General features: G+C 72.5%; 6 protein-coding genes. All 6 read right to left on the bottom strand.

All coding sequences use genetic code 11. The features are described 5' to 3' along the window. The coding region (locus ACZ6CL_RS38580) for a Rieske 2Fe-2S domain-containing protein (protein ID WP_468945152.1) at window positions 1-1,019 on the bottom strand (1,019 nt) is incomplete at its 3' end. Window positions 1,020-1,023: 4 nt separating this feature from the next. Continuing rightward, window positions 1,024-2,484 (bottom strand): cytochrome P450, encoded by a 1,461-nt coding sequence (locus tag ACZ6CL_RS38585; RefSeq protein WP_468945155.1) that lies wholly within the window; start codon window positions 2,482-2,484, stop codon window positions 1,024-1,026. A 32-nt stretch (window positions 2,485-2,516) separates the two neighbouring features. Next, the gene (locus tag ACZ6CL_RS38590; protein ID WP_468945157.1) at window positions 2,517-3,509 is read right to left on the bottom strand and encodes a 3-oxoacyl-[acyl-carrier-protein] synthase III C-terminal domain-containing protein; all 993 of its coding nucleotides are present in this window, start codon (window positions 3,507-3,509) and stop codon (window positions 2,517-2,519) included. Window positions 3,510-3,526: 17 nt separating this feature from the next. Then, a complete protein-coding gene (locus ACZ6CL_RS38595; RefSeq protein WP_468945159.1) occupies window positions 3,527-9,568 on the bottom strand; it encodes an SDR family oxidoreductase in 6,042 nt (2,013 codons plus the stop codon). Then, entirely contained in the window at window positions 9,568-11,115 is a 1,548-nt protein-coding gene (locus tag ACZ6CL_RS38600) for an acyltransferase domain-containing protein (protein WP_468945161.1), read from the bottom strand. The genes ACZ6CL_RS38595 and ACZ6CL_RS38600 overlap by 1 nt, the downstream gene beginning before the upstream one ends. Window positions 11,116-11,218: 103 nt before the next feature. Beyond that, on the bottom strand, window positions 11,219-12,838 hold the full coding sequence (locus tag ACZ6CL_RS38605; protein ID WP_468945164.1) for an ABC transporter substrate-binding protein: 1,620 nt from the start codon (window positions 12,836-12,838) through the stop codon (window positions 11,219-11,221). Between the last annotated feature and the right edge of the window lie 3 nt (window positions 12,839-12,841).

Below are 12,841 nucleotides of genomic sequence, written 5' to 3' on the forward strand. Positions count from 1 at the left end.
CGGTATTTGCCGATCGGGCCGTCGCCCTTGGCGAGCTTGGGCTGCTCGACGTGTTCCTGGTGGTGCCACATCAGCAGGTCCGCGCCGGTGTCGACGCTCGCCACCCGCTGGAGGACGGCGCTCAGCAGCCGGGCGACGGGCATCACCGCCGCGCGCCCTATCGTCTCGGGCACACCGGGGACGCCGGTCAGCTCCAGCTTCGTACCGAACCGGAGCTGGATCCGCCCCGGGCTGGTCGGGGTGGCGTGGAGCATGACGTAGAGGCTGCCCGCGCCCAGGGGCAGGACCGTGCGCGCCGCGATGGTGGCCAGTCCGATCACGGTGAGCGTGTAGGACTGGCGGAACCCGCGCATCATGGTGCCGCGGGCGGTCGCGGTGACGGTGCTGACCGGCTCCCCGGCCACCGGTGAGCCCTCGATGTCGAGGCCCTTGAGACCGTGCAGCGCCGGGAGATGACCCCAGTCGAAGGCGTTCTCGATGACGTCCTGCGGGTGACCGGCGATATCGAAGGTGTCGTGGCTGTACGGCTGCCGGTCGTCCATGGGGAAGACCGGGACCTCCCACTGCGGGGGCAGGCCGAGGGCGTGCCACCACACGTAGATCGAGCCGTTGGCCTCGCACACCGGATACTGCGTCAGCGACGCCTTCGGCGGTGGCTTGTCGTAGCCCGTGCGCACACAGACCCCTGCCGGGTCGAACGCGAACCGGTGGAAGGGGCAGACGATGTCCTCGCCCTCGACCGATCCGCCGACCCCGAGATGCGCGCCCAGGTGCGGGCACCGGGGCCGGACGGCCCGCAGCACGCCTTTGGCCGTCCGGTAGAGGACGACCTCCGAGCCCGCGAGCGGACGGGTGGTGAGGGTTCCGGGGCGCACCTCGTCGGTGAAGGCCAGGCAGAACCACCCGTTCGGATACGGGCGGGAGGGAGCGTGCAGGGTGTCGGCCGGGGCGGCACCAGGCAGGCTGACCCTCCGGGAGCTGAGGAGCTGCTTCACGAGCGGCTTCAGGTGAGGCTTCATGGCATCACTCCTGGTGCTTCACCGGGCAGGTGGCGGCGCCCGGCTGCGTGGATGGCTGGGCGGAGGCGGAGCGCGGCGCGGCCGCGTGAAGCCCGGCGCCGTCGGCGCCGCCCGTTCGCCGCTCGCTGAGCCGCAGGCGCAGCCCGCGCGAACTCAGGCTGGTCTCCACCTTGGGCTGGAACGGCTGGTCGCCGACGGGGGTCAGCTCCCAGCGGGCGACGATGGCGGTGAGGGCCAGGATGGCCTCGGTGAGGGCGAACTGGTCCCCGATGCACTTGCGGGCGCCCGCGCCGAACGGGATGTAGGCGGCCCGGTCGGGCTGAGCGCCGTCCCAGCGGTCCGGGTCGAACCGGTCGGGCTCCGCGTAGAGGTCGGACCGGCGGTGCAGCAGGTACGGGCTGAGGACGAGGGTGCTGCCGCCCTTGAGCCGTACCCCGCCGAGTTCGGCGTCCTGCCTGAGGGTACGGGTCATCATCCAGGCGGGCGGATACAGCCGCAGCGTCTCGGTCACCACGCGGGCGGCCAGGCCGAGCGAGGGCAGCTGCGCGGGATCGGGCTTCCCTCCGGCCAGGACGGCGTCGGTCTCGGCCTGGAGGCGGTGCTGGATATCCGGGTTGCTGGCGAGCAGGTGCAGCGCCCAGGCCAGGGTGATGGCCGTGGTCTCCATCCCGCCGAGGAAGAACGTGAGGGCCTCGTCCGCCAGTTCGGTGTCGCTCAGCTGCTTCTGGCCGTCCTGGCTCTCCTCGTCGACCGCCGCGACCAGTGTGGAGAGCAGGTCGGCATGGTCGGTCGGATCGGCCCGCCGCTCGGCGATGATCTGCTCGATGGTGGCCGCCAGCCGGTGACGGGCGCGGTCGTACCGCCGCTTCTGCGGAGTCGGCACCCGGCGCAGCAGGGCCGGGGTCATCATCCGGCGGAAGAACGCGCTCACGATGATGGCGGTGTCGTCCAGGGCCCGCCGCATGGTCTCCGCGGGCAGCGCGCCGCTGAACATCGTCTCCATGGTGGCCCGCGTCGTCAGCGTCATCATTTCCTGGGTGACGTCGAGGATGTCGCCGTCGCGCCAGGATCCCGCCTTCAGCTCGGCCGCCCGGGCGAACACCGCCCCGTACCCGTCGAGCCGGGTGGGGTGGAACGACGGCTGGCACAGCCGCCGTTGCCGCCGGTGCAGGTCGTACGAGCAGGTGGACAGGCCGTCGCCGATGACCTCGCGGATCCGGTCGTAGATCGGTCCGCCCTTGTCGAAGACGCGGTCGTTCAGGAACACCTGCCGGGTCAGGGCCGGGTCGCAGACCATCACGGCGGTGCTCGGGCCCAGCCGGAGCCGGACCATCGTGCGGTACCCGGACAGGGACATGATGAATGCCAGCGGGTCGCGGAGCAGGGGCAGCGCGTGGCCCAGCAGCGGCAGGGCCCGCGGAGCGAGCGGAACCGACGCGGCGGTCGCCGTGCTTGTGTCTGTCATGGACAACCTCATTCCGTTGGTGACCGACCGGATCAACCGGCCGACGGCGCTGCGGCGGGATCGCGGGTGACCTCGAGCAGCGCGGCGGTCCAGCGGAAGCCGAGCCCGAAACTCACGACGAGGACGCGTTCCCCGGCCCGCAGCGCGCCGGAGTGGGCCATCCGGTCGAGGGCGAGCAGGACGTCGCACGGTCCGGCGTGGCCGAGGTGGCGGCCGAACGTCCAGCTGGTGTCGTCGGAACGCAGGCTGAGCGGTGACCCGGAGAGCACCAGGTCGAGCACGACCGACCCGATCGCGATGGGCACCACGTGCGAGATGTCCGCCGGTTTCACACCGCTCTCGTCGAGGACGGTCTCGACGCAGCGGCGGGTGGACCGCTGCAGCGCGTCGATGTGGGGCATGAGCCCGGTCTCCTCGATGAGGCCGACCCCGGTGTGCCCCTTCCTGGCCCGGGTGAGCACCTCCAGCTGCGGTTCCATGGCCTGGGCGGTCGCCACCAGGCGGGCGAAGCCCGTCCCCCGGGTGAGGACGGCGGCGGCGCCCGCGTCACCGGCCACGTAACCGGTCTCCCGGACGTGGCCCCAGCGCTCGTCCGGGAACCGGGCACCAGCCGTGACCAGCGCGGCTTTCGCGTCCGGTGTGGCGGTGAGGTGTTCGGCCGCGGTGACGAGCGCGGCGGCCCCGCCGTCACTGGCGGCGCCCAGCTCGATCCCGGTGGTGTGCGCTCCCCCGAGCACCCGCACCAGGTAGGGCGCGGGCGTGTAGTGGTCCTCGTCCTGGAAGTTGGCGTGCACGAGCAGGCTCAGGTCGGCCCCCGCGACGTCCGCGTGGCGCAGCGCCTTGAGACCGGCGCGGGCCGCCATCTGCGCCGCCGTGGAGTCCGTCGAGACGGCGGCCGAGGTGAATCCGTTGAGCGCGGCCATGGAGGGCTGGCCGGTGACCGGCTGGTCCCACGGCTCGTGCTCGCGCTTGATGGGTGGTATCCACGCGCCGGTTCCGGCGATCGTGATGTCCTGCCACAACACCGCTGTCTCCTCGGCTGTCACGAAACGGGGGGCTGGGGAGCGTGGGGCCGGACCAGTTCTCCGCTGTGGTCCAGGGCGTGTGCGCTGACCCCGGTGATCCGGGCCAGCACCCGGCCGTCGCCGGACACCGCGGTCAGGGCTCCGGTGGCGAACTCGCAGTGCAGCCGGATGTCCGGGTTCTCCGCGCTGATCCGGCAGTCGTCGCCCGGCCCGCCGAGGTCGACCTCGTCGAGACCGGCCATCGGGCCGACCAGGGGCGGGTGGTCGCCGGGCGGCGGCAGCAACAGCAGGTGCACCATGGCGTCCAGCAGGATCGCCGGTACGGTCATCCCGGCCAGGGCCGGAGCCCAGGCTTCGTGGTCCAGACCGAACCTGGCGCTGTTCCCGTCCGGTCCACGGGCGTAATCGCTGGTCCCGGCGAACGGGCCGGTGAGCGAGATCGGCGGGTCGGGAGAGTAGACCGGCATCGCGAAGTCGGGTTCGGGTTCGTAGGACGAGCAGTCGGGGGGCCCGGCGAGCGCGGGGAATCGGTGCGCCAGCACGACCGTCGTCTCGCACAGCAGGTCGTTGAAGCGCAGCACCTTTCCGTTCTTGCCGATCCGGTGCGCGGTCATCCTGACGGCCACCTCGGCGCGGTCGCGCGTCCGGCTCGTGACCCGGGCTTCCACCGCGACGGTGCGCGGCGGCCCGGCGAGCCTGACCGTGATCGACGCCCGGCAGACGAGGCCGCGGAACCCGGTGACCACGAGGCCGGGGCAGAGGGTGGCGGCCGCCCCGGCCGCGGCCTCGAGGGTGAAGGTGCCGGGCAGCATGTACTCGCCGTTGACCCGGTGGTGGCGCATCCACCGGCCGTCCCGCTCGGCCAGGGTGCTCGGATCCCAGGTCTTGGTGAAGACGGCCCAGCTCTCGCCGCGGTGCAGGACACCGTCGAGCAGCGGCGTGGTCAGCGCCGGATCCGGCGGGGCGGGCGGCGGCGCGTCCGGGGCGGGGATCCGCAGTTCGCCGGAGGCGGAGCCGTACGTACTGATTCCGCGGCGGGCCAGCAGGACGCGTTCCTCCTCGCGGATGAAGAACGCCACTCCGCCGGCCGGTGGCCGGGTCAGGACGGAGAGGAACTGCGCGCATCCTTGCGCGGTACTGATGTACGCGTCCATCTGGTTGCGCTTGAGGGTTTCCCGCATGGTGACGCTGCTGGCGACGCCGACCTCCCGCCAGCCGCTCCACAGGATCGCGACCTCCTGGTGGCCGTCCGGGCCGTGCCGCTGGGCCCAGGCGCTCGCGTACGCGAGGTATTCGTTGACGGCGCAGTAGTCGATGTCACCGGGCGCGGGAGCGAGCGTCGCCAAGGTGCTGAAGTTGCACCAGATCCGGGGCGGGCGCCCGGCCAGGGCCCGTTTGAGGTTGCGGTATCCGGTGGCCTTGGTGGCCCGGACCGCCCGGAAATCGGTCAGGGTCTTGGCGTGCAGTGCCCGCGACCGCAGGTCGAGGACGGTGTTGATGAGCACGTCGATCTGTCCGTGCCGGTCGAGGACCTCGCCGAGGACGGCGGCGGTGCGCTCGGCGTCGAGGACGTCGCACACCCGGTGGTGGACCCGTTCCGGGCCGCACAGTTCCGCCAGCCGCCGCACCGTGGCGCGTACCTCCAGGCGCGCCTGGGCCTTCTCGTAGAGGGCGCGCAGCTCCCCCACCGACGCGTCGGGGCGCTCGCGGCGTTCGGCGGCGATGAACTCGGCCTGCGGCGGCAGCGCGTCGTCGGCTTCCGGCAGCGGGGTGCGGCCGATGACGTACACATGGGGCCGGTCACTGGTGCGGGCGATCGCGTGGAGGAGTTCGGGGGTGATCCCCCGGGCTCCGCCGAAGGCCACCACGACCGCGCCGGGCGGCAGCGAGGCCTCTCCCGCCGGGGGCGGTGCCGCGTGGTCGTCGGCGACGGCCAGGGCGAACCAACCGCCCCCGCGGCAGGCCAGCGTGTGCGTCGGCACCCGGGCGGTGCCCGCCCGGGCCAGCTGGTCCAGGGCGGTCGCGGCGTCCGGCGCGTCGCTGAGCAGGGTCACCCCGCCGCACTGCGGGACTTCGGCCCGGACCGAGCGGACGAGGCCGGTGAACAGCCCGCTCATCGGGGGTGGCAGGTCGTCCGGTACCGCGCCGAGCAGGAGCGCGCTGAGCGAGCCGCCGGTGCGCAGCGCGGGCAGCGCCGCCTGGAGCGTGGTGAACGTGAGGTCCTGGAGGTCTTCCATCCGGGTGGCCTCGGCGTCGTCGGTTCCGTCGTCGGTTCCGTCGTCGCTTCCGTCGTCGCTGACGGGCAAACGGGAGAGGACCCGGATGTGGCGTGGGATGAACGGCAGGCCGGTCAGGGCGCCGGGCGCCGCTTCGGGCGGCACGTGGGTGGCGGCTTCGAGGCCCGGCCGCGGCGACCAGATGGCGATGTCCGGTCCGGTGACCGCGGCGGCGAGATCCGGGGCGTCGGTGATGACGATGGTGCCCGCCGGGATCGGCGGCGTGGCCGGATCCCCCTGCGGCGGGGCCGTCGGGACGAGTTGGAAGGTCTGGCGGCGGCCGGTGAAGTCCTCGCCACCTTCCGGTGTGGCCGGGCCGGGCGCGGTGGAGGCCGGGTCGGTGCGTACGGTCTGCTCCGCCCCCTCCCCCACCGGGCCGGGGTGGCCCGGGCCGCCCGGCCGGGTGAACTGGATGAGCGGTGATCCGGCGGCGGCGGGCGCCACGACGGTGTCCGTTCCCGTGACGACGCCCTTGACGACCGTCAGCAGGGCGTCCAGCGACAGATAGGTGTGTCCGGCGCCGGCCAGCACGGGAAGGGAGTGCGCGGGCGTGGCCGGTTGCCGGAGACCGGTGCCGTCGACCGCGGTGGAGAGCGTGCCCAGGACCGGCAGGTTGTGCTCCAGCGCCGTGGAGCGCCGGGTGACCGCCAGGACGGCGGCACCTTCCGCGATGGTCCGGCCCTCCGGCACCAGACCGGCGAGGTGGCGGTCCCAGCCGCTGATCGGCCGCAGGCATACCGCGCCGATGAGGGCGAGGTCGCAGGCCCGGTGGCGGAGCTGGCGCAGCGCCAGGTCGACCGCGGAGTGGGCGGAGTCCCGGTGGGCGTAGACGCTGGTCCCAAGGCCCCGGAAGTCGTAGTAGTTGGCGGCCCGGCCCGACAGGATGCAGGAGACGGCCCCGGTGAAGTCGTCCTCGTTCAGATCACCGGGAATCACCCCCGCGGCCTCCGCCATCCCCTTCGCGAGGTATTCCTTCAGCGTCTGTGCCCGCACCGGGTCGGGCAGGATGTCGAACGCGGTGGCGCACTCGTTGGCGTGCACCCGCAGGGCGGCCCGCGTGTTGTGCGTGGTCGGGAGCGTCGAACCCACCACCACCGCCGTGGTGGGCCGCAGGCTGGTGCCCGGCTCGCCGAGCTGGTCCAGCAGCGGGCCGAGGGCCTGGAGCATCATCAGGTGGGCGGCGTCCATGTGCCGCATCGTCAGCGGCGGGATGCGCACCTCGCGCGGGGACGGCAGGGGGTACGGCGTACCGAACCCGGCCTCTGGGAGCGGGCCGTCGCCCCCCAGCCAGGCGGGCACCTGGGCGGGGTCCAGGCCGGGCAGGTGGGTGTTCCAGCCCACGACGACCAGGTCCTCCGTGTCGGCGAGCGTGCCACCGCCCCGCCGCCCGGCGGGGGCGGCCTGCGGCACGCGGTCGGACAGGACCACGTGCGCGTCCGCTCCTCCGAGGCCGAACGACGACACCCCGACCACGCGCGGTCGTGCGTCATCCACCGGCCAGGGCGCGTCCTTGACCGGAACGGTCAGCCGCGTGCCGTCGCCCAGCAGCGGATGCGGATCGGTGACCACGGGCTGACCGGGGACCGCCCCGCGGTCGAGGGCGACCAGCGCGTGGGCGACCGAGACCAGGCCCGCCAGCACCCCGGTGTGCCCGAAGACCTGCTTGTTCGACGTCAGCAGACACGCCCGCTCCCGCTGCCCCAGCCGGGAGAGCAGCGAGCGCAGTTCGATCTCATCGCCCACCGGCGTGCCGGTGCCGTGGGCCACGACCCAGTCCACGTCATCGGCCTCGACGCCCGCGTCGGCCCAGGCGCGGGCGATCGCCAGCTCCTGCCCGCGGGTGGCCGGAGCATGGATGCCCTTGCCCCGGCCGTCGGCGGCGAGACCGGTTCCGCGGATGACACCGAGCACCCGGTCGCCGTCGGCCACGGCCCGCTCGTATGACTTCAGGGCGATCATGACGGCGCCCTCACCGATGAGGGTCCCGTCGGCCGCCTGGTCGAAGGGGCGGATCTTTCCGCTCATCGAGATGCCCTGGGCCCGGCAGAAGAGCGTGAACCCGATCGGCTCGATCACCGAGGTACCACCGGCCAGCGCCACGTCGCAGGAGCCCTCACGCAGCGCCTTGACCGCCGCGTCCAGGGCGAACAGCCCGCTGGCGCACGCCGCGTCGAGGGTCAGGTGCTGCGCGTCGGCGGGGATCAGCCCGCGCAGCGCGTTGCGGGACACGGACGCGGGCAGGTAGGCCTGTGGGTCCCCGCCGTCGCCACCGTAGTGCGCGCTGATGGCGTGGTCGGCCAGCTCGGCCAGCCAGTCACCGTCCCGGTCGGCGGGGAGCGCCTCGCGCACCATGCGCCGGTACTCGTCGCCCAGTACGACGCCCTGGGGGCCGAGTCCCGTCTGGTCGTGGATGCCCGTGGTCGCGGCGAGCCACCGGTCGGTCGGGCGCTGGTGTACGCCCGCCAGGGCCTGGACGGTGCAGTGCCGTAACCAGTTGTTGGTCCGCGGCCACCCGGGGTGGCCGACGTTCCCGTCCGGTTCGGTGATCGAGGCGGGGTCGGGGACGAAGTTCTGGACGTACCCGGCCTCGCGGACGTAGAAGGCGTCGGTGTCCTCCCGGGTGGGCGCCCAGAAGTGCTTCAGGTCGAAGGCGGACGGCTCGCTGGATATCAGGACGCCTTCCCGCAGCCGGTCCCAGAACTCCGCCGTGTTGTTGGCGCCGGGCAGAGCCACACCAAGGCCGACGACGGCGATGGCTTCGGGGTCCGTCCCGGACGCCGGATCGGGCACGTGCTCTGGCGCCGGGGTCGCCACCGGTGCCGGTGCCGGGGCCGCCACCGCCACCGGTGCCGGGGTAGCCACCGGTGCTGGTGCCGCGGCCGGGGTAGCCACCGGCTGTTCCGGGACGGGCCGGGCCGCCTCGGGTGGCATCGTCTCCGCCGCCGGGGCCGGTTGGTGGCGGGCGGGCGTGCTCACCTGGTCTGCCAGCCTGCTGTGCAGCCGCAGGCCCTGCATCCCGCCGATGCTGATGCCGCCGTCGGCGACGATGGTCTGCCCGGTGATGAAGCCGGTGTCCTCGTGCAGGAGGTGGACGATCAGCTTGGCCGCCTCCGGCGTCGAGAGGGTACGGCGCATCAGCTCGCTGGTCTCGGCCGGGTCACCGAGCGCCGCCGCCGGGTCGTCGAGATTGACGACGATCTCGCTTGCGACAGAGCCCAGCAGCACGGTGTTGACCCGGATGCCCTGGCCGACCAGTTCGAGCGCCAGATAGCGGACCAGCGACTCCAGGGCCGCCTTGGTGACACCGCCGGGGCCGTAACCCGGGACCGGCTGGTGTGCCCCGACGCTGGACAGGCAGAGGATGCTCGCGCCCTCTCTGCCCGCCATCAGCTTCGCCGCCCGGCGCGAACAGTGGTAGGCCGCCATCACATTGGTGGACCACGCCCGCTGCCAGTAGGTGTCGTCGACGTCGAACAGGGGCAGGAACGCCCCGCCCGCGGCGTTGTTGATCAGAATGTCCAGGCCGCCGTGCCGCTCTTGGACCAGGTCGAACATCCGGTCGATCTCACTGGTCTTGGCCACCGAGGCGCGGATGAACTCGCAGCTGTGACCGGCCCCTTCCAGCTCCGCCCGCAGCAGCTTCGCCTGCTCGTCGGAGTGGAAGTAATTGACGATCACGTGGGCGCCGCGCTGCGCCAGGCGGCGGACGATGTCCGCGCCGAGGCTCTTCGCGGCCCCCGTCACGAGTGCGACCCGGCCCCGCAGGTCGTCCGTCGAGGTCATCAGCTGGCAGCCTCCGCCCGGGCCTGTACGACGGTCTCCGCGATCCGGCGCAGTGTGCCGACGGTCAGCAGGGAGGAATTCGCCCGCAGATTGGGCAGACCGAATCGGTCGGACACCCGTCCGAGCAGGGCGACTTGCTTGAGTGATTCCACACCCAGCTCGGATTCCAGGCCGTCGTCCTCACCGAGCAGGTCCGGCGGGTAGCCCAGGAAGTCGCCGTAGAGCGTGCGCAGTTCGTCCAGTACGGTCTCGTAGTCCAGCCCGTCGGACACCGGCGAGCTGACCGGTGGCGCGACGGCGACCGGCGCGACCGCGACCGGCGCGACCGCGACCGGCGCGACGGCAGCCGGGGCGACGGCGACCGGCGCGGGGGCGGCCGGGGCGACCGCGACCGGCGCGACGGCGGCCGGGACAGCCGGAGCCACGGGGGCGGCCGGGACGACCGGAGCCGCCGGGACAGCCGGGGCCGCCGGGGCAACCGGAGCCGGGGCGGCGACGGGCGCCACGTAGGACACGGGAGCCGTGGGCGCGCTCACCTGCGCCGCCGGACCATGACCGTTGCTCGACGGCGCGGGCAAGCGCGAGCGGAACGGGCCGGGGCCACCGTCGGCGGAATCGGCGACCAGCGCCCGGACGGCTTCGGCCGGGTCACTCTCGCTCAGAGGGACGACACACTGCACGCCCGGGAGCGACGCCTCGACGAACTTGGTGACGACGGGCCACTCGCCGCACTCCACGAAGGCGTCGGCGCCCGCCGCGTGCAGGTCACGGAGCGTGTGCAGCATCCGGACCCGGGCGGTGAGCGCACCGGCGACCAGGTCGACCGGGTCGTCGTCTCCGATGTCCCGTCCCAGCCAGGGGGAGCACACCCGCCAGCGCCCGGCACCGTACGGAATCCGCGGCGCGGTCGCCCGCAGGTCCCGCGCGGCCTGCGCCATCGCCGGAGTGTGGGTCGGATGCGGTACGTCCAGCCGGAGACTCGGCCAGCCGAGCGCGTCGGCCACCCGCTCCACGTGCTCGATCAACGGTTCGGGGCCGCTGATGACGCTCTGCCGAGGGGCGTTCTCGCAGGCCACCACCAGGTGGGGATGGTTGATCAGCCCGGCGAGCGACTCCGCCCGGCGGCCGTCGACGCCGACCGCGAGCATCTTTCCGTCCCAGCTCTGCCGGGTCAGCACCTGCGACCGGGCCACGGCCAGGCGCGCGGCGTCCTCCACGGACAGATGCCCCGCGGCGGCCAGGGCCCACAGCTCCCCGATGCTCTGCCCGACGATGGCGACGGGCCGGACACCTTCGGCGATCAGCATGTGGTGCGTCGCGATGCTGACGGCGAATATCTCCAGGTACTGCACCTCGGGGCCGCGCCGGTCGCTGATGTCGTTGCGCTCGATCAGCCGGGTGCTGATGTCGGGGAGTCCCATTTCCCGAGCTGCCTTGTCGATGCGGGACAGCGCTTCACGTACGGTCTCGTACCGGTTGTGGAAGTCGTACAGAACACCCCCGCGGGGGGCAGCCACCGTACCGGGCATGACAATGACAGAATCCACGTGCCTCACCCTCAATCTCCGTCCCGCCTCCTGGCGATGATGAACTCTCACCGAAGCGGCTAACAGCGGGCTAACGGAAAACTGCCGGTCAGGCGCGAACGTTTCAGGGAGTACGGCTGGGTATCACGCAGTTCCTCGGCTGTTCCCGGCCGATGGGCCAGCCCAGGCCGACGAATTTCAGCTTGCCGCGGCCTTCCCGGCCCGGATCCAGCTTGACCACCGCGACCGGCTTGTCGTACGGATTCCCGCTGCTGGTCAGGCAGATCAAGCCGCTCGTGCCCCGCACCCGGTGCCGGGACTGGAGCAGCGACCACTGTCCGCCGACGTCCTCACGGCTGGGCACCGACTCGGCTCTGCCCTCCTGCGCGTCGTGCAGGGCCATGCCGATGGTGATGAGTCCGTCGTACACGAGCATCGTCCGGGAGTCCTCCAGGTTCGGCGTGGAGCCGAGCCGTATCCCCTCGCCGCGCGTCGTCTCGATCCGCTTGTGCAGCGTGTCCAGGGCCGCCTTGGGCTCGGTGAGGTACTGGGGCAGCTCTTCCTGCCTGGGCTCGCGGTCGTGGTGGGCGTCCCAGTCCTTCCTCCAGCCCGCCAGCTCGGTGTTCCAGGCGTCCGGGTGCGCGGGGGCGGCGTACTGCACCGTCACCTTGGCCTTGCCGTCCTCGCCACGCAGCTGTTGCCAGTCTTTTTCCGACATGTCCTGCCGCAGCGAGGCCGCGTCGGAGCCGCTGATGATGGTGTAGTGCCGGTTTCCGCAGTCCACCTGGGCGAGCTTGAGCGCGAAGACCCGCAGGTGCAGCGTGCGGCCCGCGAAGTAGACGGTGTCGGCGCCGGAGTCGCAGATATTGTTGGCCGTCTGGGTGAACTGGTTGCCGGTCGAACCCGGTTCGTCGATGGCCGGGGACTCGAAGGGCATCGCGGCAGGGCCGGGCGGGCCCTTCTCCTCGATCCCGCTGAACGCCTTCGCCAGCGACTCGTTGTAGGCATCGCTGCGCTTGTCGTAGACCAGCACCGTCTTCTGGTTCCGGCGGCCGCGCTCGCCGTTGAAGTTGGCCAGGGCCTGGGCCGCGTCGTGGTTGGTGGTGATCAACCGGGCCAGGCCGGGGAACGGCAGCTTCGCCGTCCCGTCCGTCCGGTCCTCGTTCGCGATCTCGTCCCCGCTGATCCGCGAGGCGAGGACCGGGATCTTGTGCTTCGTCAGCCGCTTGACCGCTTCCCGCGTGTCATCGAGGCTGAGGTTGAAGCCCGTGACCGCGCGCAGCCGGTCCCGGGGCGAATCGGCCATCCGCAGCAGGGTGTCCACGACCTTCTGCTGCTGTCCGTAGGCCCGCCCCGGGTTGGCCAGCACCAGCCGGATCTTCGGCGGCTCTCCCTCGCCCTCGTTGGCCTGCCGCTGCCCCAGATACGCGCCCTGGAGGTCGCTGCGCATCTGGCGGCGCAGCGCCGCCCTGTCCGACTGGAGCGGCAGCATCATCGCCACCGTGACGTGCGGCTGGCCGTCGATCCTCTCGTTCTCGCGGGCGATGGCCCGGGACACATCGCGGATCTCCGGCGTGCCGAAATCGTAGCCCTCGCCGTTGACGCCGACGCACTCACCGCCGATCCGCTCGATCCCGTCGACGCAGGTGTCCGGCTTCTGGATGAAGGACAGAACGAGCCAGACGCACACCGTGACCGCCCCCACGGCCAGCAGTGCGCACAGGAGCTTCTTCCACCTGGGCATCCG

It is taken from the genome of Streptomyces sp. NPDC041200 (genome assembly GCF_055591805.1).

What these genes read in the sequence shown, in the direction of transcription:
- ACZ6CL_RS38585 (WP_468945155.1), bottom strand. Translation starts at nt 2,484, where the DNA reads ATGACAGACACAAGCACGGCGACCGCCGCGTCGGTTCCGCTCGCTCCG.
- ACZ6CL_RS38595 (WP_468945159.1), bottom strand. Translation starts at nt 9,568, where the DNA reads ATGACCTCGACGGACGACCTGCGGGGCCGGGTCGCACTCGTGACGGGG.
- ACZ6CL_RS38605 (WP_468945164.1), bottom strand. Translation starts at nt 12,838, where the DNA reads ATGCCCAGGTGGAAGAAGCTCCTGTGCGCACTGCTGGCCGTGGGGGCG.